This is a genomic window from Streptacidiphilus sp. PAMC 29251, from assembly GCF_054208735.2.
Window position 1 is genome coordinate 2,809,211 of record NZ_CM135725.2, and the last position, 19,799, is coordinate 2,829,009.

The following is a 19,799-nucleotide window of genomic DNA, read 5'->3' on the forward strand; positions in this document are numbered from 1 at the left end:
GGCGGAGCCTACTGCCGTGCCGTGCGCGGATCCGCTAGGGTTCGGCTCGTGAACAACGCGCGCACCTACTCCTGGTGGTGGACCGTCCCCGAGGCGGCCCACTGATTCGCGCGTTCACCCGCAGACTCAACGGCCGCCCCTCGGGGCGGCCGTTCTGCGTTGTCCGCGCAGCGACCGTCCTGAGCCCTCCTCCGCTCCTGGAAGGTCCACCGCTGTGACCGACACCACTGCTCCGAGCGTTACCGCCGCCACCACCGCCGTCCCCACCACCGCCGAGCTGGTCGCCCGCCTCGCCGCAGGGCGCGAGCCCTTCGCCCTGCTGCACCGCCGCGCCCCGCGACTCCCACTGGACACCGTCGAGCTGCTGTTCGGCGAGGTCGGCGACTACCGCACGCTGGCCGAGCTGCCGCTGCCCGAGGGCGCGCCGGGACGCCCGGTGCACGACCTGCTGGCCCTGGTCCCGTACCGGCAGCTGCGCGAACGCGGGTTCGAGGCCATCGACGACGGCACCCCGCTGCAGGCCCTGCGGGTGCGCGAGTCCCACGCGCTGCCGCTGGCCGAGCTGGCGTCCGCGCTGCCGCGGCTGCCGGTGGCGCTGGACGGCGGCGGCTTCGACCTCGACGACGAGCAGTACGCGGAGATCGTGAGAGCAGTGCTCCAGAACGAGATCGGCCGCGGCGAGGGCGCCAACTTCGTGATCCGCCGCGACTTCACCGGCACCCTGCGCGACTACTCCCCCGCGCTGGCGCTGACCCTGTTCCGGCGGCTGGTGGAGCAGGAGCGCGGGGCCTACTGGACCTTCCTGGTCAGCACCGGCGACCGGGTGCTGGTGGGGGCCAGCCCCGAGGTCCATGTCCGGCAGACCGCAGGGACGGTGGTGATGAACCCGATCTCCGGTACCTACCGCTATCCCCCCACCGGGCCCTCGCTGGACTCGCTGCTGGCGTTCCTGCACGACCCCAAGGAGCTGGAGGAGCTCACCATGGTCGTGGACGAGGAGCTGAAGATGATGTGCGCCGTCGGCGACCTCGGCGGCCAGGTGCTCGGCCCCCGGCTGAAGGAGATGGCCCACCTCGCCCACACCGAGTACGAGCTGCGCGGACGCACCTCGCTGGACGTCCGCGAGGTGCTCAGGGAGACCATGTTCGCGGCGACCGTCACCGGCAGCCCGCTGCAGAACGCGGCCCGGGTGATCTCCCGCTACGAGACCTCCGGACGCGGCTACTACGCCGGCGCGCTGGCCCTGATCGGCCGTACCTCCGGCGGGGCGCAGACCCTGGACTCGCCGATCCTGATCCGCACCGCCGACATCGACCCGGCCACCGGCCGCCTCGCGGTGCGGGTCGGCGCGACCCTGGTCCGGCACTCCGAGCCGCACGCCGAGGTCGCCGAGACCCACGCCAAGGCAGCCGGGGTGCTCACCGCGATCGGCGCGCTGCCGCCGAGCGGCGGCGACACCCGTACCGTCGGACGTGCCGACGTGCGGACCGTGACGCGGACGGACGCCCGGCCCCGGTTCGCCGACCACCACCGGGTGCAGGCCGCGCTGGACGCGCGACGGACCAACCTCGCGCCGTTCTGGCTGCGCATGCAGGCAGCGGCACCCGTACCCGCCGACCCGCAGCACGTGCTGGTCATCGACTGCGAGGACACCTTCACCTCGATGCTGGCGCATCTGCTGCGCTCGCTCGGCCACCGGGTCACCGTCCGCCGCTACGACCTGCCCGGGCTGGCCGAGGCGGTGGCCGGGCACACCGGACCGCTGGTGCTCGGCCCGGGACCGGGCGACCCGGCCGACCTCACCGACCCGAAGATGCGGCGGATGCAGGGCGTGATCGGCGAGCTGATGGCGGTCGGGCGTCCCGGCGGGCTGCTCGCGGTCTGCCTGAGCCACCAGCTGCTGGGTGCGGCGCTGGGCCTGCCGCTGCGGCGCAAGGCCACGCCGTACCAGGGGCGCAGGAGCGGATCGACCTCTTCGGCACCCCGCAGATGGTCGGCTTCTACAACACCTTCACCGCCGTCTGCGACGACGCGGACGCGGCCCGGCTGGCCGCGCGCGGGATCGAGGTCAGCCGCGACCCGGCGACCGGCGACGTCTTCGCCCTGCGCGGACCGGGGTTCGCCGGGGTGCAGTTCCACCCCGAGTCGGTGCTGACCATGGACGGCGTGGGCATCGTCGCCGATCTGGTCGTACACCTGTCGACCGCCGTTCCCACGGTCAGGGGTGGCAGCTAGGGTTCCCCGGGTGACTCATGCTGACGGTTATCTCCGGTTCCCGCACCTCCACCAGGACCTGGTCACCTTTGTGGCCGAGGACGACGTCTGGCTCGCGCCGACCACCGGCGGCCCGAGCGCCAGGGCCTGGCGGGTGACGGCCGATCAGGTGCCGGTGACCCGGCCCCGGTTCTCCCCGGACGGCTCGCTGATCGCCTGGGCCTCCACCCTGGACGGCGCCCCCGAGATCCAGGTCGCGCCGGTCGGCGGCGGGCCCGCCCGGCGGCTGACCTACTGGGGCAGTGACAGCACCACCCTGCTCGGCTGGACCCCGCAGGGCGAACCGCTGGCGCTGAGCACGGTCGGCCGGATGTCCCGGGCCCACCCCTGGGCGTACGCGGTCCCGCTGGACGGCGGCCCGGCCCGGCAGCTGCCGTACGGCCGGGTCGGCGGGGTGGCGCTGGAACCCGGCGGGCCGCGGGTGCTGCTCGGCACCTCCGGACCGCGCGAGGCCGCGCACTGGAAGCGCTACCGCGGCGGCCGGGCCGGCAAGCTGTGGGTCGGCGTCGAGGGGGCCTTCGAGCGGGTGCACACCGAGATCGACGGCAACATCGACTCCCCGATGTGGATCGGAGACAGGATCGCCTTCGTCAGCGACCACGAGGGGGTCGGCCGACTCTACTCCAGCCTGCCGGACGGCTCCGACCTGCGCCGACACAGCGACCAGGAGTTCTACGCCCGCAACGCCACCACCGACGGCGCCCGGGTGGTCTTCCACAGCGCCGGCGAGCTCTACCTGGTCGACGACCTGGCGGACGCCGAACCCCGCCGCCTGGAGATCAGGCTCGGCGGTCCGCGCACCGGCCGCCGGCCCGGACCGGTCGCCGCCGCCAAGCACCTCGGCGCGGTGTCCCCCGACGCCGAGGGCCGCGGCAGCCTGCTGGAGGTCCGCGGCACCATCCACCAGATCGCCCACCTGGACGGCCCGGCCCGGGTGCTGGCGGACACGCCGGGGGTGCGCAACCGGCTGCCGCAGCCGCTCCCCGACGGCGGGTCGGTCTGGGTCACCGACGCCGAGGGCGAGGACGCGCTGGAGTTCTCCGACGGCCGCCGGGTCGGCGCGGGCGAGCTGGGCCGGGTCGAGCAGCTGGCCGCCGCACCGGACGGCAGCGTGCTGGCCGTGGCCAACCGCGACGGCGCGGTGCTGCTGGTCCAGGACGGCGCGGTGCGGGAGCTGGACCGCAGCGGAGCCATGCATGCCACCGGCCTCGCCTTCTCGCCGGACTCGGCCTGGCTGGCCTGGTCCCACGGCGCCGACGTCTCGGAGCGGCTGCGGCAGATCCGGCTGGCCCGGCTGGCGGACGGCCGGGTCACCGAGGTCACCCCGCTGCGCTTCCTCGACCACAGCCCGGCCTTCTCCGCCGACGGCGGCTATCTGGCCTTCCTGTCGATCCGCGAGTTCGACCCGGTCTACGACGAGCACGTCTTCGACCTCTCCTTCCCGCTCGCCTGCCGCCCCTATCTGGCGCTGCTGGCCGACGACGCGCTCTCCCCGTTCGAGCCGCGCCCGCAGGGCCGGAGCCTCGGCCGGAAGAAGCCCGCCGCCGCGGAGGACGCCGCCGGGGCCGGGTCCGCCGTCCGGATCGACCTGGACGGGCTGGCCGGGCGGATCGTCCCGTTCCCGGTCGAGGCCGGCCGCTATGAGTCGCTGGCGCCGGTCAAGGACGGCTTCGTCTGGCTGAACCGCCCGCTGGCCGGGGTGCTCGGGAACGCCAGGGCCACCCCGGACACCAAGGCGAAGCGGCCCGCGCTGGAGTACTTCAGCCTGGCGACCCGCCGGATCGAGGTGCTGGTGGACGCGCTGGACCGGTTCACCGCCTCCGGCGACGGCACCCGACTGGCCCTGGTCGACGGCGAGGCCCTGCGGATCGTCCCGGCCGACCGCAAGCCGGCCAAGGACGACCGGGACGACGAGGTCACGGTCGATCTGGACCGGATCAGGGTCACCGTCGACCCGCCGGCCGAGTGGCGGCAGATGTTCGACGAGGCCGGCCGGCTGATGCGGGACAACTTCTGGCGGGTGGACCTGGGCGGCGTCGACTGGGCGGCGGTGCAGCGCCGCTACCGCCCGCTGATCGACCGCCTCGGCAGCCATGACGACCTGGTCGACCTGCTCTGGGAGCTGCAGGGCGAGCTGGGCACCTCGCACGCCTATGTGAAGCCGGCCGCCCGCCGGGTCGGCGCCGCCCGGCGCCAGGGCCTGCTGGGCGCGGACCTGGCCCGCGACGAGGAAGGACGCTGGCTGATCAGCCGGATCCTGCCCGGCGAGTCCTCCGACCCCAAGGCCCGCTCCCCGCTGGCCGCACCAGGCCTCGGGGTCCGAGCGGGGGACGCGGTGCTCGCGGTGAACGGCCGCCCGGTGGACCCGGTCACCGGGCCCGCCCCGCTGCTGGTCGGCACGGCGGGCAAACCGGTGGAGCTGACGCTCGGCGCCGCCGACGGCGAGTTCGCCGTGGTCGTGGTGCCGCTCGCGGACGAGCAGCCGCTGCGCTACCAGGACTGGGTGGCGGGCCGCCGGGCCCACGTCCGCGCGCTGTCCGGCGGGCGGCTCGGCTATCTGCACCTGCCCGACATGATGAGCCCCGGCTGGGCCCAGCTGCACCGGGACCTGCACACCGAGACGTCGCTGGACGGCCTGGTCGTGGACACCAGGGAGAACCGCGGCGGCCACACCTCGCAGCTGGTGCTGGAGAAGCTCAACCGGCGGATCCTGAAGTGGCAGGCGGTGCGGGACCGCACGCCCGCCCCCCGCTACCCCGAGGACGCGCCGCGCGGTCCGCTGGTCGCGGTCGCCGACGAGTACTCAGGATCGGACGGGGACAACATCAACGCCGCCTTCCAGGCCGTCGGCCTGGGCCCGGTGGTCGGCGTCCGCACGTGGGGCGGGGTGGTCGGCGTCGACGGCCACTACAAGCTGGTGGACGGGACCGGGGTGACCCAGCCCCGGTTCCGCACCTGGTTCGAGGGCTACGGCTGGGGCCTGGAGAACCACGGCGTCGACCCCGACGTCGAGGTGGTCTGCGCCCCGCAGGACTGGGCCGCGGGCCGCGACCCGCAGCTGGACGAGGCGGTCCGGATCGCCCTGGCCGCTCTGGAGCAGCACCCGGCGGCCACCCCGCCGGAGCTCCCGGCGCTGCCGTAGCACTTGGGCCCAGCCGCTGGACGCCGCCGCTGCTCCGCGGAGCTACTTGGCGGCGTCCAGCGCGCTCTGCAGCGAGCCGATGTAGCCCTGGCTGGTGTAGGTCGCCCCGGAGACGGCGTCGATCTTGGCGCTCTGCGCCGTCAAGGTCTCCTGGGTGAGGATGGGCAGCGCCTGGGAGTTGATGTCCTCGTCCCGGGGCGTGCCGTTGGGCTGCTGCAGCACGTCCACTTTGGTGATCCTGGTCCCATTGAAGGTGACCTTGAGCTGGACCGGGCCCCACTGGGTCTGCACCGTGGACCCGGTGACGCTGTGCACCCCGGTCGCGGGCCCGCTGCCGGCCGCCTGCCCCGATGAGCCGCTCGATGAGCCGCCGGAGGAAGCACCCGAGGAGCCACCCGAGGACGTGCCGGGCGCGGCGACGGTGACGGTGTGGTGCGGCTTGGCCGCCAGCAGCAGCACCACGCCCAGGGCGGTGCCCGCGGCGGTGACGGCGATTCGGCGCATCGTTCAGTGCTTCCTCTACAGCTCGAAGGATTCGTGGTGGATCCGGCGGGACGGGACGCCCGCCGTGTCCAGGGCCTCGCGGGCGGTGCGGACCATGCCCTCGGGGCCGCACAGGTAGACGTCGTGCTCGCGCAGGTCCGGCAGCAGCGCCAGCAGCGACCGGGCCTGCAGCGGCTCGCCCACCTCCGCGCGCGGGCCGAGCAGGAACCGCAGCCGGGCGCCGCGGTTCGCCGCGATCCGCTCCAGCTCGGGACCGAACACCAGGTCCTCGGTCCTGGACGCACGGTAGACCAGGGTGAGGCCGCCGGGTGCGGCCGGGATGGTCTCGAACAGGGCCCGGATCGGGGTGATCCCGACGCCCGCGGCGAGCAGCAGCACCTTGCCGGAGGTCCGCCGGTCGGCGGTGAACGCGCCGTACGGGCCTTCGGCGAGGACCCGGGTGCCCGGGCGGAGCCGGGCCAGCGCGCCGCTGTGGCCGCCCAGCTCCTTGACCGTGATCCGCAGGTAGCCCAGGCCGGGCGGGGCCGACAGCGAGTAGGGGTTGGCCGCCCACCTCAGCCCGGGGCTCAGGAAGCGCCAGCGGAAGAACTGCCCGGAGCGGGTCCGGGCGGCCAGCTCGTCCAGGTAGTCGCCGGTGACGAAGACCGACACCACGCCGGGCCCCTCGGGCCGGACCTCGGCGACCCGCAGCTGGTGCCGGTACATGTCGCGCACCGGGACCAGGAAGCGGAACCAGAGGATCAGCGCGGCGGTGCCGAGGTAGAGCCCGTACCAGAGCGCCCGGGCGGCCGGATCGCGGACGAATTCGGCGCCATTGCTGAGCTGGTGGAAGAAGGTGAGGAAGATCGCCACATAGGTGAGCAGATGCAGGTGGTACCAGGTCTCGTAGCGCAGCCGGCGGCGCGCGGCCCGGGCCGAGACCGCCCCCACCGCGAACAGCAGCAGGGTGCCGATGGTGCCCTTGAGCAGGTCCGGGTAGTGGAACACCAGCTCCGAGGTCTGGTGCACCAGGCCGATCCTGTCGGTCAGCGAGTAGCCCCAGACGATCAGCAGCACATGGGTGATCACCAGGCCGACCATGTAGCGTCCGCCGGTCGCGTGCCAGCGGGCCAGCCGGTCGCTGCCGAGGGTGCGGTCCAGCAGCGGTATTCGGGACATCAGCAGCACCAGCACCGGCGCGGCGTACCCGGCCAGCAGGCCGAACAGCCGGCCGCCGTTGGTGATCCACTGGGCCACGCCGACGATCGAGGCGGTGTTGTCCCACCACAGCCACAGCACCGCGCCCGCACCGGCCGCGATCACGCCGAGCAGCGCGCGGGCCACGGTCTCCGCCTGTGGTCCGCGCGCCGGCGGGGGCGCGGCCGCGCCGGTACGCGCGGCCGCCTGGACAGTGCTGGTCATGCTCGCCTCCCAGGAGTACTGAGAACCGACTCTGCCAGCGTTTTCTGTGTGAACAGTAAGAATGGGCTCGCAGTTGCCCCGGGCCTGCGGTCTCAGCCGAAGAAGACGTCGAACTCGGCGTAGAGCTCGGGATCGACGGTTTTGATCCGGACCGTTGCCTCGGCCAGCGGGACCCGGATGATGTCGGTGCCGCGCAGCGCGACCATGGTGCCGAAGTCCTGGTCGTGGACCGCGTCGACCGCGTGCAGGCCGAAGCGGGTGGCGAGCCAGCGGTCGAAGGCACTGGGGGTGCCGCCGCGCTGGATGTGGCCGAGGACGGTGGTGCGGGCCTCCTTGCCGGTACGGGCCTCGATCTCATGGGCGAGCCACTCGCCGATCCCGGCCAGCCGGACATGGCCGAAGGCGTCGCGGGAGTCGTCCTTGACCATCATCTGGCCCTCCAGCGGCATCGCTCCCTCGGCGACGACCACGATCGGGGCGTAGTTGATCCGGAAGCGCTGCTCGACCCAGGCGCAGACCCGGTCCATGTCGAAGCGCTGCTCGGGGATGAGGATGACATTGGCGCCGCCGGCGATGCCGGAGTGCAGCGCGATCCACCCGGCGTGCCGGCCCATCACCTCGATCACCAGCACCCGCTTGTGGGATTCGGCGGTGGTGTGCAGCCGGTCGATGGCCTCGGTGGCGATGTTGACGGCGGTGTCGAAGCCGAAGGTGTAGTCGGTGGCGTTGAGGTCGTTGTCGATGGTCTTGGGGACGCCGACGACGTTGACCCCGTTCTCGTGCAGGGTGGCCGCGACGCCGAGGGTGTCCTCGCCGCCGATCGCGATCAGCGCGTCCACCTCGTACTTGTCGAGGTTCTCCTTGACCCGCCGGATGCCGTCGACCACCTTGAGCGGATTGGTCCGCGAGGAGCCGAGGATGGTGCCGCCCAACGGCAGGATGCCGCGCACCTCGGGGATGCCGAGGGGGGTGGTCGCGGCTTCCAGGGGGCCGCGCCAGCCGTCCCGGAAGCCGAGGAAGTCGTAGTCGTAGAGCTGCGTTCCCTTGCGGACGATCCCCCTGATGACGGCGTTGAGCCCGGGGCAGTCGCCCCCGCCGGTGAGCACTCCTATCCGCATGATCCGTCCCCTCCCATGAGTGTGACGAGGCGTCACTTCACGGTAAGGGCGGGACGGATGATTGCACCCGGGCGTGCGGCGCCGGAACGCGCCGGCGGGCCGCAGGGTGCTACGCGCCGTCGTCGAGGCCGCGTTCGATGGCGTAGCGGACCAGTTCCACCCGGTTGTGCAGCTGGAGTTTGCCCAGGGTGTTCTGGACGTGGTTCTGGACCGTGCGGTGCGACAGCACCAGCCGGTCGGCGATCTGCTTGTAGGACAGCCCCTTGGCGACCAGCCGCAGCACCTCGGTCTCCCGGTCGGTGAGCTGCGGGGCGGCCGGGGTACGGGAGTCGGCCGGCGCGGGCTCGGCCGCCAGCCGACGGTACTCGCCCAGCACCAGGCCGGCCAGGCCCGGGGTGAACACTGGGTCGCCGACCGCGGTGCGGCGGACCGCGTCCAGCAGTTCCTCCCGGCTGGCGGACTTCACCAGGTAGCCGGTGGCCCCCGACTTGACCGCCTCCAGCACGTCCGCGTGCTCGCCGCTGGCGGAGAGGACCAGCACCCGGGTGGTCGGGTCCTGCGCCATCAGCTGCCGGCAGACCTCCACCCCGGGCAGGTCCGGCAGGTTGAGGTCGAGCACGACCACCTGGGCGGCGGCGGCCGGGGCCCGGCGCACCGCCTCCCGGCCGTCCCCGGCGGTGGCGACCACCCGGCAGCCGGCGTCGGCGAGGTCGCGGGCCACCGCCTCCCGCCACATCGGGTGGTCGTCGACCACCATGACCCGGATGCCGACGTTCTGATCGTCCGTCACTTCGCCTTCTCCTTCGACCGACCGGTCTTCGCCGCCCTGGTCACTGCCTTGGTCCGGGCGGAGCCCTCGCGCGGCCGGGGCACCCGCAGCTCGACCTCGGTGCCCTGCCCGGCCGCCGAGGTGATCTCCGCGGTGCCGCCGAGATCCCGCAGCCGTCCCCTGATCGCCTGGGAGACCCCGAGCCGCCCCTCCTGCTCCGCCTCGCCGAGCCGCGAGGCGGCGAAGCCGGGACCGTCGTCGCGGACGCTGACCACCACCGCGTCCGGCTCGTCCTCGACCAGGATCCAGGTCTGTGCCGCCTCCCCGGCGTGCCGGCGCACATTGTCCAGCGCGGCGCCCACCGCCGCGGTCAGCTCGCTGGCCGCCCGGCCCGGCAGCAGCACCGGGGTGCCCGGCGCGGCCACGGTGACCCGGGCCCCGGCCAGCGGGGTGAGCAGCGCCCGCAGATCCTGCGGCACGCCGGGTTCGGGCTCGTGCAAGGGGCGGCGCGGGGCCTCGTAGGAGGGGTTGGGCGCCAGGCCCTCGGCGATCAGCGCGCGCAGGGCGATCTCCTGCTCCCCCGCCATCCGGCCGATCTCCTCGGCCTCGCCGCCGACCTCGGCGCCGCGCCGCTGGACCATCGCCAGCACCTGCAGCACCCCGTCGTGGATGTCGCGGGCCAGCCGCTCCCGCTCCCTGGTGGCGCCCTGGATCTCCAGCGCCCTGGCCAGGGTCTGCTCGCTGGCCCGGGCCAGCTGGACCACATAGCCGATGGCGACGCCGGCCAGCATCAGCAGCACGATGTTGTGCACATTGGCGGAGGTGACCCGGCCCCGCTCGCCTATGTTGGCGATGCCGATGACCAGCCCGGCCAGGGCCGCCGGACGCCAGCCGCCCATCACCGAGAAGCCCAGCACGGTCGCCGCGGCCCGGACCGTCGGCATGGTCACCCCGCCCGCGTCCACATCAGTGATGCCGTCGAAGCCGCGGGTGAGCAGGATGCCGACGACGACCAGCACCAGGTCGGCGTAGAGCCACCACCAGGTGCAGCGCTCCTTGCTGGCGAACTGCGGCACGGTGGCGAAGGTCCACACCCCCAGCACGGCCATGTAGGCCCAGGCGGCGGCGGGATGGGCGTAGCGGTCGGAGTCGACGGCGTAGCGGCCCACCGCGTACAGCAGGGTGAGCAGCCGGAACGCCGTGACCGCCCGCCACAGCGGCAGCTCCACGGAGAACACCGCGCTCGCGCTGCGTTCATTGGTGCCCATGGCCAGTCCCCCCGGCTAGGTGTCCTTCAGCTTCTTTTTGGCTTCCTGCTGCTGCTTCTTGGCGGCGGTGGCGTAGATGTCCACGTACTCCTGGCCGGACAGCCGCATGATCTCGTACATGACCTCGTCGGTCACCGAGCGGAGGATGAAGCGGTCGTTCTCCATGCCGTGGTAACGGGAGAAGTCCAGCGGCGCGCCGATCCTGATGCCGGGCCTGACCCCGAAGTTGGGCATCACCTGGCCGGGCGGCTGGAGCTTCTCGGTGTTGATCATCGCCACCGGGATCACCGGCGCCCCGGTGGCCAGGGCGATCCTGGCGACGCCGCCGACCTTGCCCCGGTAGAGCTTGCCGTCGGGCGAGCGGGTGCCCTCCGGGTAGACCCCGAACAGCTCGCCGCGCTCGATCACCGCGATGCCGCTGCGGATCGCCGCCTCACCCGCGCCGCGGACGCCGGAGCGGTCCACCGGGAGCTGTCCGACGCCCTTGAAGAACGCCGCCGTCAGCTTTCCCTTGACACCCTTTCCGGTGAAGTACTCGGACTTGGCGATGAAGGTGACCCGGCGCCGCATCAGCGCCGGGAGGAAGAACGAGTCGGAGAAGGAGAGGTGGTTGCTGGCCAGGATGGCAGGCCCTTGTGCCGGGATGTGGTCCATCCCCTCGACCCACGGGCGGAAGAAGATCTTCAGCAGTGGAGCGACGATCAGCTTCATCACTCGGTAGAACAACCCTGGCCTCCAGATTAACCGAACCATCGAGAACCTTAGCCGCTCGCCGGGAGGTGAGCTGTACGGCTGCCGCGCGGGCATGGGACGATGCACCCCACCCGTCCCCACCCGTCCCCAGCAGCCGACGGGCCCCGTACGAGTCGAAGGAGCCGCAGATGCCGCTCATGCCCGGTGCCGAACCGTACCGCCACCACGGCGGGCCGGTCGGAGTCCTGGTGTGCCACGGGTTCACCGGCTCGCCGGTCTCGATGCGGCCCTGGGCCGAGGCCGCCGCGGGCGCGGGGCTGAGCGTCTCGCTGCCGCTGCTGCCGGGGCACGGCACCCAGTGGCAGGATCTGAACGTCACCCGCTGGGAGGACTGGTACGCCACCGTCGAGCGGGAGTTCGACCTGCTGGCGAAGGACTGCGACCAGGTCTTCGTCTTCGGCCTCTCCATGGGCGGCGCGCTGGCCCTGCACCTGGCCGCGCAGAAGGGGGCGGCGGTGTCCGGGCTGGTCCTGGTGAACCCGCTGGTGCGGATGCCCGGACAGTCGCACCGCGCGCTGCCGGTGGTCCGGCACCTGGTGCCGAGCCTGCCCGGGATCTCCAACGACATCGCCAAGCCCGGGGTGGAGGAGGGCGCCTACCCGCGCACCCCGCTGCACGCGGCGTACTCCATGGCCCGGTTCAGCCGCCTGGTGCAGACCGAACTGCCCCAGGTCACCCAGCCGCTGCTGCTGTTCCGCAGCCCGCAGGACCATGTGGTGTCCCCGGCGAGCGGCCAGCTGCTGCTCTCCCGGATCTCCTCGACGGATGTGGAAGAAAAACTGTGCGAACGCAGTTTCCATGTGGCGACACTGGACCACGACGCCGAGCTGATCTTTGACGGCAGTCTCGACTTCGTACGGCGGCTCACCACCGCCGCGGAGGGATGAGCGGTATGGCGGATCTGCCTGAGGTTCCCGAGGAGCCGACCACGGAGGCCCCCGAGGAGGCCTCGGCGGAGTCGGCCGCCCCGCCGGTCCCGGCCGCCTCGGACGACGAGCTGTTCGCGCAGCTGGTCGCCGGGTTCGACACCCCGGTGGACGCCGACGCCCGGTCCTGGCCGGCCGCCGAGGACCTCGCCGACCTCTCTCCGCAGCCCCGGCCCCGGCCGGCTCCCCCGGCGCCGCTGATCCGGCTGCCGATGATCCAGGCCATCCCGCCGGTCAACCCGCGCGCCTGGACCCCGGCGGAGGATCCGGACGAGGACCACTTCGTGCCCCCGCCGCCGCCCCCGCTCCCCAAGACCGAGGCGGTGACCCGGCTGGCGATCGCCGCCGTGGTCGGCGGCCTCGCCATGCTCCTGGTCTCGGCCCTCGGCTACCTCCCCGCCCTCGGCGGTCTGGGCGAGTTGCTCGGCGTCGCCTTCTTCCTCGGCGGCGCCGCCACCCTGGTCACCCGGCTGCGGGAGGACGACGACGAGGACGACCAGGACGACGACCCGCACCGCGGGGCCGTGGTCTAGCCATTCGGTCGATCGGCCTATGAGGTAGCAGCCGGGATCCGCAGCACCGCCAGCAGCGGCAGATGGTCCGTCGCGGCGGTCAGGTCGGCGGCCCGCACGCCGGGCAGGCCGTCCGGCACCCCGCAGGCCAGCACCTCGATGCCGGAGGTGGCGAAGACCCCGTCGATCCGCTGGTAGGGGTTCTTCGGGACCGAGGTGAACTCCGAGCCCCAGGGCGCGGCGGCCCAGCCGTCCTGCAGCCGGTCCGCCAGCAGCTTCCAGCCCGGCCCGTCCGGGTGCTCGTTGAAGTCCCCGCCGACCGCCCCGAGCGGGGTGCCGACCCGGTCCAACTGCTCCAGCAGGGCCTGGAACTGGGTGTAGCGCTCCTCGGCGTTCAGCGAGAGGTGGCAGCTGGTCACCGAGAACGGCGCGGCGGCCCCGAACCGTACGACGGTGGTCGCGAACCCGCGCTGGTGCAGCCCAGGGGTGCGCGGCAGCAGCAGGTCGTGGACCGACAGCGGCACCGCGCTCGCCCGGCCCAGCAGCAGCGGCCCGGAGGCGCTGGGCCCGCCGGAGAGCACCACCAGGCCGGTCATCCGGGCCAGCAGCCTGGCCTGCCCCCGGGGGAACAGGAACCGCGGCGACTCCTGGACGCAGACCAGGTCCGGATCACAGGCGCGGACCACCCGCGCCAGCGCCCTGCGGTCGTCCCGCAGCGAGCGGATGTTGTAGCTGAGCAGCCGGACCACCTCGGATCCGTCGGGGCGCGGTCCTGAGGCGGGGAGTTCTGGCGTCATGGCGGCAAGTCTGGCACCGAGGGGCCGCCGCGGAGTGTCCGGCATGCGGAAGCCCCTGTACGACTTTCGTACAGGGGCTTCACAAAGTAATCAGAGCGATCAGACCTGGCGGGCCAGGTCCGCCGCGCCGGAGATGCCCGCGGCCGAGCCGAGGGAGGCCAGCACGACCTCGGCCCGCGGCCGGTGCACCCCGCCGATCAGATGCTTCTCGAAGGCCTTGGCGACCGGGTCGAGCAGCAGGTTGCCGGAGTCGGAGACCCCGCCGCCGAGCACGAACACGGCCGGATCGAACAGCGAGGCCAGGTCGCTCATGCCGCGCCCGAGCCAGTCGGCCAGCTCGTCGTAGACCTCCAGGGCGAGCGGGTCGCCCTCCTCGGCGGCCTCGGTGATCTGGCTGCCGGTGATGGTGTCGGCGATGCCCTCGTTCAGTTCGAGCAGCCGCTTGCCGAGGACGCCCTCGGTCGCGGCCCGCTCACGGCCGTAGCGGCGCAGCGCGCGGCCCGAGGCGTACTGCTCCCAACAGCCCTTGGAGCCGCAGCCGCAGGGGATGCCGTCCGGGACCATGTTGAGGTGGCCGATCTCGCCGGCCACGCCGAAGCTGCCCCGGTACATCCGGCCGTCCAGGACGATGCCGCCGCCGATGCCGGTGCCGACGGTGATCATGATCATGTCGTTGTGCCGGACCGCGGCACCGAAGCGGAACTCGCCCCAGGCAGCGGCGTTGGCGTCGTTCTCGATGACCGTGGGGAGGTGCACCAGGTCTTCGATCCGGGCCTTGAGCGGCTCGTTCTCCCAGTTGATGTTGGGAGCCATGATGACTGTGGAGCGCTCCCGGTCGATGTAACCGGGGGCGCCGACACCGACCGCGACGACCTCGTGCTGCGCCCGCAACTCCTTGACCGCGTCCGCGATGGCGCCAACGGCCCACTGCGGGTCGGCGGGCGTGGGCACCCGCGTACGCGCAAGAATCCGGCCGTTCTCGTCGACGACCCCGGCTGCGATCTTGGTACCCCCGACGTCGACGCCGATGGTCAGTCCCATGTGTCCCTCAGTCTCCGCTGGCTTCCCCGCTGGCCGGTACCGTACCCGCCCGGACATGGCCGGGTACACACCTGTGCGTACATTAGCCGAAGACAGAGTGGATGGGTGACGTCAGCGAGCCTTCAGGAGTCGTAGCCAAGAATGAGAGCGCTTCCTTCGTCCGGCCCCCGGTCCGGCCCTCAGTCCAGGTCGATCTGCTCGGAGGAGCCGCGCTTCTCCGCGGTCCAGCGCTTCTCGGAGGCGGCGACCGCTGAACGGTAGGCGGCGATAAGCTCCCCACCTGCGGCGATGAGGTGTCCGTAGACCTCGGGGTGCTTGACCCTGAGCGGGGCGGCGAGGTCCTGCAGGGCGCCGATGCTGTCCCCGCGGCTGAAGGAGGCGGAGGCCTCGGTGACTTTCTCACCGACCGAGGTGGCGAACCGGCGGACCTCGTCCACCAGCGGGGTCAGCTCCGGGCCGAAGAGGTCGGCGGGGCCGGCGGGCTTGTTCGCCACGGCCTCGTTCCTGGCCCGGGTCTCCTCCAGGGCCGAAGCAGAGCCGGCCTCGGCGCTGGCGCCGGTACTGGTGGGAAGGCTCTTGGCGGCGTCGCCACCGGCCTCGCCGCTGGCGCCGCGCGGCTTGGTGCCGCCCTCGGCCACAGCCTCGGCCCAGACGTCCTCGTTGTGTCGGTCGTCGGCAGTCGTCATGATTCTCTGCTCCTTCTCCGAAGGGTTGCCTCCGACGCTACCTCAACCTCTGGGCAGCGTCGGCGTTCTGGCTCGACGGGGCAATGGGACGGGGCATGGACGGGCGTTCAGCGGGGCCACAGCTGCGGATCGGGGGCGAACCGCAGGTTCAGCACACCGTCGCGGAGGGCCGCGCCGGCCACTGTGCAGCGGCGCAGCGCGGACGGCAGGACCAGTGTGCGCCGGTAGCCGCCGACACCGAGCACCAGGTCGTCCCCGCGCCGGACCAGGTCGAGATCGGCGCGCTCGGCGCCGGGCAGCGGGATCCGCCACACCAGCACCTGCTCGCCGCTGTCCCGCAGGTCCTGCACCGGCCAGTCGCCGACCGGGCTGCCCCAGGCCAGCGCCGGGAACGCGGCGGCCAGCGCGGTGAGGTCGGCGTCCGCGGCCGGCTCGTGGCCGAGGTGGCCGAGCCCGTGCACCGGGGCGTCCCACTCCTCGGCCAGCGCGGCCAGCTGCTCCCGCTGGGCCCGGTGCAGTGCGCCGAGGAAGGGGTCGTCGCCGTCCGGCAGGATCCGGTTGACCAGCAGCGACTCCACCCGCTGGCCGTACAGCGCCAGCCCGGCCCTGGCCCCGCGCAGCGCGGCCACGCCGTTCGGTCCGGCCGGGGCGTCGACCACCAGCCGGACGGTGGTGCCGGGGGCGTCGGTGACGGCGCGGACCTCGGCCAGCTCGGCGGCGGTCCAGCCGCGGGCCTCGAAGATCCAGTCGCCCGGCATCGGCACCCCGGCGACCGCGGCCAGCACCGGGCGCAGTGCCCGGGCGGCCTGACGGTTCTCCGGGATCAGCCGGCCCAGGTAGCGGTCCAGCTGCTCGGGCAGGGCCAGCGCGGCGAGGAGTTCGGCGACCGGCGGCGCGTCCACCACCACGACCTCCCACTGCCCGGAGCCGCCGTGCGTGCGCAGCGCGTCCAGCAGCGCGAGGTGGACCGCGCCGGGGAGGGCGCTGAGCTCGTCGCGCTCCAACGGGTCCACCCCGAGCAGGTCGAACACCGGTCTGGCCCGGCCCAGCAGCCGGGCGGCGGCGTCGCGGAACGCCTCCTGCGGGTCCAGCCGGGCGGCGTGGAAGCCGGCCTCCACCTGCTTGGGCACCGGCTCCAGGGCCAGGCCGAGCAGCCGGTCGAGGGTGCGGTGCGGGTCGTCGGCGGCGAGCAGCAGGGTGCGGCGGCCCTCGGCCGCCTCCCGCAGCGCGGTCGCGGCGGCCACGGTGGTACGCCCGCTGCCGCCGTCGCCGCTGACCAGGACCACGCGGGCGGCGGGCCGGCCCGGAGTCGCGGCGGTCGTGGTGGCGGCCGGCCCGGTCGCTGCCTCGGTCATCAGGCCTCGGCGCCGGAGGCGGTCTGCTGCGACTCGACCCGCTTCTTCAGTCCGGCCAGGGCCCGGTCGATGATGACCTTCTCGGCCTTGCGCTTGATCATCCCCAGCATCGGGATCTTGACGTCCACGGCCAGCTGGTAGATCACCTCGGTGCCGCCGGACGTGGCCGGGACCAGGGTGTACGAGCCGTCCAGCGACTTCAGCATCTGGCTCTTCACCAGGGTCCAGCTGACCTGGTGGTCGCCGTCCCAGGTGTAGGCGAGGACGTGCTCGTCCTTGATGGCCCCGGCGTCCAGGAGGAGGCGCACCTGCTCGGCACGGCCGCCGCTCTCACCGAGCACCTCGATCTCCTTGACCTCCCCGGTCCAGGCGGGGTACGCGGCGAAGTCCGCGATCACCGCCATGACCTGCTCCGGGGTCGCGTCGATCGTGGTGCTCGACCTGGTGTGCTCCGCCATCGGGTGGCCTCCGCGTCTCGACTTGCTGCTGACTGCTGAAGGCTACCGTTTCACCATTCGAGAACCCATGGCCGGCCGGTGGAACGGAAGTGCCCGACGTTGACGCACTCGCTGCGGCCGATCCGCATCCGCCGGGCCAGCGGCTGGTGCACATGTCCGAACAGCACGTGCCCCGGCCGGGTGGTGTGGATCGCGTCCAGGATCGCCTCGCTGCCGCGCTCGAAGCGGCGGGCCACGGTGTCGTAGGTGAGGTCGGGGACGGCGGGCGGGATGTGGCTGCAGAGCACGTCCACGCTGCCGAGGGCGGCGACCTTGGCGGCGTAGGTCTCCTCGTCCACCTCGTAGGGGGTGCGCATCCGGGACGGCAGGCCGCCGCCGACGAAACCGAAGGTGCGTCCGCCCAGCTCGATCACCTGGCCGTCCAGCACGGTGAGGCCGTCCCGGGCGAAGTCGGGCCACAGGCCCGGGAGGTCGACGTTGCCGTAGGTGGCGTAGGTGGGGTCGGGGAAGGCCGCGAACAGCTCGGCGTACTGGCGCCGGACCGCCTGCTCGGTGGCGGTCTCCCGGTCCACGTCCAGCGAGGCCCACAGCTGCCGGGAGAACTCCCTGGCCTCCTCGAAGCGGCGGGCGTTGCGCAGCTTCACGATCCTGCTGGCGTTCTCCGCGCCGAACAGGTCGGGGAAGATCCCGCGGGAGTGGTCCGCGTAGTCGAGGAAGAGGATCAGGTCGCCGAGACAGAGCAGTGCGTCCGCCCCGTCCCCCGCCCGTGCCAGCGCCTCGCTGTTGCCGTGTACGTCGCTCACCACATGCACCCGCATGGGCCCACCCTACCGACCAGCCATCCTTACCTGCGGGTCACTGTCCCGCTGCCGTAGGGTTCGAGTATCGGCAGGCGGTGTGACACAGGAGACACATTCACTTCCACCCCTACCGCAGTCATGCTACTGGGAAGTAACGTCCTGGCGTCCCGCAGCGTCGCAGACCAAGGAGCAGTCTTGCGTGAGTTCAGCCTTCCGGCTCTCTACGAGGTGCCGAACGGCGCAAACCTCTCCGACCTGATCCACCGCAACGCCGAGCGGCACCCCGCGGTCGCGGTGGTCAGCCGCAAGGTGGACGGCCGCTGGGAGGATCTGACCTCGGTCCAGTTCCTGGCCGAGGTGCGCGCCGCCGCCAAGGGCCTGATCGCCTCCGGCGTCGGCCCCGGCGACCGGGTCGCGCTGATGTCCCGCACCCGCTACGAGTGGACCCTGCTGGACTTCGCGATCTGGTGCGCCGGCGCGGTCACCGTCCCGGTCTACGAGACCTCCTCGGCCGAGCAGGTCGAGTGGATCCTCGGCAACTCCGGCGCGGTCGCCTGCATCGCCGAACTCCCCCGGCACGAGGCGCTGATCGGGCAGGTCAGGGAGCGGCTGCCGGAGCTGAAGCAGCTGTGGCAGATCGAGGCCGGCGCGCTGCAGGACCTCACCCGCGGCGGCCTGGACGTGCCGGACGCGACCGTGGACGAGCGCCGGGCCGCGCTCGGCCCGGACACCGTCGCCACCATCGTCTACACCTCGGGCACCACCGGCCGCCCCAAGGGCTGCCAGCTGACCCACGCCAACTTCCTCGGCGAGCTGGGCAATGTGGTCGCCATGCTGGAGCCCCTGTTCCGGACCGGCGAGTCCTCGGTGCTGCTGTTCCTGCCGGAGGCGCACGTACTCGGCCGGATCGCCGAGGTCTCGGCCGCGCTGGCGCCGATCAAGATCGGCCACCTGCCGGACATCAAGGACGTGGTGGCCGAGCTCAGCGCCTTCCAGCCGACGCTGATCCTCGGCGTCCCCCGGGTGTTCGAGAAGGTCTACAACTCGGCCCGGGCCAAGGCCCAGAGCGAGGGCAAGGGCAAGATCTTCGACCGGGCCGCCGACGTGGCGATCTCCTACAGCAAGGCGCTGGACACCGGCGGGGCGTCGCTCGGCCTGAAGCTGCGGCACAGGCTGTTCGACGCGCTGGTCTACCGCAAGCTGCGGGCGGCGCTGGGCGGCCGGGCTACCCACGCCATCTCCGGCGGCGCGCCGCTGGGCGAGCGGCTCGGCCACTTCTACCGGGGCATCGGCTTCACCGTCCTGGAGGGCTACGGCCTGACCGAGACCTGCGCCGCGATCGCGGTCAACCCCTACGACAAGCCCCGGATCGGCAGCGTCGGCCGGCCCGTCCCCGGCTCCTCGTTCCGGATCGCGGACGACGGCGAGGTGCTGCTCAAGGGCCCGCAGGTGTTCACCGGCTACTGGCAGAACCCGGAGGCCAGCGCCGAGGCGCTGCAGGACGGCTGGTTCTCCACCGGCGACCTGGGGTCACTGGACGCGGACGGCTTCCTGACCATCACCGGCCGCAAGAAGGAGATCATCGTCACGGCCGGCGGCAAGAACGTCGCCCCGGCCGTGATCGAGGACCGGATCCGGGCCCACCCGCTGATCGGCGAGTGCATGGTGGTCGGCGACCGCAAGCCCTTCATCGCCTGCCTGGTCACCATCGACCCGGAGTTCTTCCCCACCTGGAAGAAGCTCAACGGCAAGCCGGACGGGGCCACTGTCACCGACCTGCTCCAGGACTCCAACCTGCTCGGCGCGGTCCAGTCCGCGATCGACGACGGCAACGCCGCGGTCTCGCACGCGGAGGCGGTGAAGAAGTTCCACATCCTCGACACCGTCCTCACCGAGGACTCGGGCCACCTCACCCCGTCCCTGAAGCTCAAGCGCTCGGTCGTGATGAAGGACTACGCCACCGAGATCGAAGCCCTCTACGGCGGCTGAGCAGCT

Annotated in this window: 16 protein-coding genes and 1 pseudogene; 5 read left to right on the top strand and 12 right to left on the bottom strand. The window is 72.7% G+C overall.

From position 1 onward, the window contains the following. The first annotated feature begins 277 nt into the window (after positions 1–277). Together ACXKR8_RS13125 and ACXKR8_RS13130 are read left to right on the top strand one after the other, a co-directional pair. Positions 278–2,235: pseudogene (locus ACXKR8_RS13125) on the top strand (anthranilate synthase family protein). A gap of 10 nt (positions 2,236–2,245) precedes the next feature. Next, positions 2,246–5,416 (top strand): S41 family peptidase, encoded by a 3,171-nt coding sequence (locus tag ACXKR8_RS13130; RefSeq protein WP_458273083.1) that lies wholly within the window; start codon positions 2,246–2,248, stop codon positions 5,414–5,416. A gap of 42 nt (positions 5,417–5,458) precedes the next feature. Here ACXKR8_RS13130 and ACXKR8_RS13135 read toward each other — a convergent pair whose 3' ends face one another. The 6 genes from ACXKR8_RS13135 to ACXKR8_RS13160 all read right to left on the bottom strand — a co-directional run bounded on the left by ACXKR8_RS13135 (position 5,459) and on the right by ACXKR8_RS13160 (position 11,202). Continuing rightward, on the bottom strand, positions 5,459–5,920 hold the full coding sequence (locus ACXKR8_RS13135; RefSeq protein WP_458273084.1) for an FMN-binding protein: 462 nt from the start codon (positions 5,918–5,920) through the stop codon (positions 5,459–5,461). 15 nt (positions 5,921–5,935) lie between these two features. Beyond that, complete coding sequence (locus ACXKR8_RS13140) at positions 5,936–7,321, bottom strand: ferredoxin reductase family protein (protein ID WP_458273085.1); 1,386 nt, start codon at positions 7,319–7,321, stop codon at positions 5,936–5,938. Positions 7,322–7,413: 92 nt separating this feature from the next. After that, complete coding sequence (locus ACXKR8_RS13145) at positions 7,414–8,439, bottom strand: 6-phosphofructokinase (protein ID WP_458273086.1); 1,026 nt, start codon at positions 8,437–8,439, stop codon at positions 7,414–7,416. A 109-nt stretch (positions 8,440–8,548) separates the two neighbouring features. Further along, positions 8,549–9,196, bottom strand: a complete 648-nt coding sequence (locus ACXKR8_RS13150) for a response regulator (RefSeq protein WP_458274972.1) — start codon at positions 9,194–9,196, stop codon at positions 8,549–8,551. A 29-nt stretch (positions 9,197–9,225) separates the two neighbouring features. Beyond that, on the bottom strand, positions 9,226–10,476 hold the full coding sequence (gene macS / locus ACXKR8_RS13155; RefSeq protein ID WP_458273087.1) for a MacS family sensor histidine kinase: 1,251 nt from the start codon (positions 10,474–10,476) through the stop codon (positions 9,226–9,228). A gap of 15 nt (positions 10,477–10,491) precedes the next feature. After that, positions 10,492–11,202: a lysophospholipid acyltransferase family protein gene (locus ACXKR8_RS13160; RefSeq protein WP_458273088.1), complete on the bottom strand. Its 711-nt coding sequence runs from the start codon at positions 11,200–11,202 to the stop codon at positions 10,492–10,494. Between the two features lie 155 nt (positions 11,203–11,357). Between ACXKR8_RS13160 and ACXKR8_RS13165 the strand changes: the two genes are divergently transcribed. Together ACXKR8_RS13165 and ACXKR8_RS13170 are read left to right on the top strand one after the other, a co-directional pair. Further along, complete coding sequence (locus ACXKR8_RS13165; protein WP_458273089.1) at positions 11,358–12,116, top strand: alpha/beta hydrolase; 759 nt, start codon at positions 11,358–11,360, stop codon at positions 12,114–12,116. Positions 12,117–12,121: 5 nt separating this feature from the next. Then, positions 12,122–12,688, top strand: coding sequence for a hypothetical protein (locus tag ACXKR8_RS13170; RefSeq protein ID WP_458273090.1), 567 nt, complete (start codon positions 12,122–12,124; stop codon positions 12,686–12,688). Positions 12,689–12,705: 17 nt separating this feature from the next. Here the strand turns inward: ACXKR8_RS13170 and ACXKR8_RS13175 are convergent, their stop codons facing one another. The 6 genes from ACXKR8_RS13175 to ACXKR8_RS13200 form a co-directional block, all read right to left on the bottom strand. After that, positions 12,706–13,464 carry an endonuclease/exonuclease/phosphatase family protein gene (locus tag ACXKR8_RS13175; RefSeq protein WP_458273091.1) on the bottom strand — a complete coding sequence of 253 codons (759 nt, stop codon included), beginning with the start codon at positions 13,462–13,464 and terminating at the stop codon, positions 12,706–12,708. Between the two features lie 99 nt (positions 13,465–13,563). After that, positions 13,564–14,505 (bottom strand): ROK family glucokinase, encoded by a 942-nt coding sequence (locus ACXKR8_RS13180; protein ID WP_458273092.1) that lies wholly within the window; start codon positions 14,503–14,505, stop codon positions 13,564–13,566. Positions 14,506–14,684: 179 nt separating this feature from the next. Next, positions 14,685–15,191, bottom strand: coding sequence for a DUF5304 family protein (locus ACXKR8_RS13185; RefSeq protein ID WP_458273093.1), 507 nt, complete (start codon positions 15,189–15,191; stop codon positions 14,685–14,687). 107 nt (positions 15,192–15,298) lie between these two features. After that, positions 15,299–16,546, bottom strand: coding sequence for an ArsA family ATPase (locus ACXKR8_RS13190; RefSeq protein ID WP_458273094.1), 1,248 nt, complete (start codon positions 16,544–16,546; stop codon positions 15,299–15,301). Then, positions 16,546–17,004 (bottom strand): SRPBCC family protein, encoded by a 459-nt coding sequence (locus ACXKR8_RS13195; protein ID WP_458273095.1) that lies wholly within the window; start codon positions 17,002–17,004, stop codon positions 16,546–16,548. Before ACXKR8_RS13195 ends, ACXKR8_RS13190 begins: the two co-directional genes overlap by 1 nt. A gap of 50 nt (positions 17,005–17,054) precedes the next feature. Continuing rightward, positions 17,055–17,822, bottom strand: a complete 768-nt coding sequence (locus ACXKR8_RS13200) for a metallophosphoesterase family protein (protein WP_458273096.1) — start codon at positions 17,820–17,822, stop codon at positions 17,055–17,057. A 177-nt stretch (positions 17,823–17,999) separates the two neighbouring features. Between ACXKR8_RS13200 and ACXKR8_RS13205 the strand changes: the two genes are divergently transcribed. Then, positions 18,000–19,793: an AMP-dependent synthetase/ligase gene (locus tag ACXKR8_RS13205; protein WP_458273097.1), complete on the top strand. Its 1,794-nt coding sequence runs from the start codon at positions 18,000–18,002 to the stop codon at positions 19,791–19,793. Positions 19,794–19,799 lie beyond the last annotated feature (6 nt).

Excerpts from the sequence above, each read along its gene's own strand:
- ACXKR8_RS13135 (WP_458273084.1), bottom strand. The coding sequence starts at position 5,920 with ATGCGCCGAATCGCCGTCACCGCCGCGGGCACCGCCCTGGGCGTGGTG.
- ACXKR8_RS13140 (WP_458273085.1), bottom strand. The coding sequence starts at position 7,321 with ATGACCAGCACTGTCCAGGCGGCCGCGCGTACCGGCGCGGCCGCGCCC.
- ACXKR8_RS13145 (WP_458273086.1), bottom strand. The coding sequence starts at position 8,439 with ATGCGGATAGGAGTGCTCACCGGCGGGGGCGACTGCCCCGGGCTCAAC.
- ACXKR8_RS13150 (WP_458274972.1), bottom strand. The coding sequence starts at position 9,196 with ATGGTGGTCGACGACCACCCGATGTGGCGGGAGGCGGTGGCCCGCGAC.
- macS (WP_458273087.1), bottom strand. The coding sequence starts at position 10,476 with ATGGGCACCAATGAACGCAGCGCGAGCGCGGTGTTCTCCGTGGAGCTG.
- ACXKR8_RS13165 (WP_458273089.1), top strand. The coding sequence starts at position 11,358 with ATGCCGCTCATGCCCGGTGCCGAACCGTACCGCCACCACGGCGGGCCG.
- ACXKR8_RS13170 (WP_458273090.1), top strand. The coding sequence starts at position 12,122 with ATGGCGGATCTGCCTGAGGTTCCCGAGGAGCCGACCACGGAGGCCCCC.
- ACXKR8_RS13175 (WP_458273091.1), bottom strand. The coding sequence starts at position 13,464 with ATGACGCCAGAACTCCCCGCCTCAGGACCGCGCCCCGACGGATCCGAG.
- ACXKR8_RS13180 (WP_458273092.1), bottom strand. The coding sequence starts at position 14,505 with ATGGGACTGACCATCGGCGTCGACGTCGGGGGTACCAAGATCGCAGCC.
- ACXKR8_RS13185 (WP_458273093.1), bottom strand. The coding sequence starts at position 15,191 with ATGACGACTGCCGACGACCGACACAACGAGGACGTCTGGGCCGAGGCT.
- ACXKR8_RS13190 (WP_458273094.1), bottom strand. The coding sequence starts at position 16,546 with ATGACCGAGGCAGCGACCGGGCCGGCCGCCACCACGACCGCCGCGACT.
- ACXKR8_RS13195 (WP_458273095.1), bottom strand. The coding sequence starts at position 17,004 with ATGGCGGAGCACACCAGGTCGAGCACCACGATCGACGCGACCCCGGAG.
- ACXKR8_RS13200 (WP_458273096.1), bottom strand. The coding sequence starts at position 17,822 with ATGCGGGTGCATGTGGTGAGCGACGTACACGGCAACAGCGAGGCGCTG.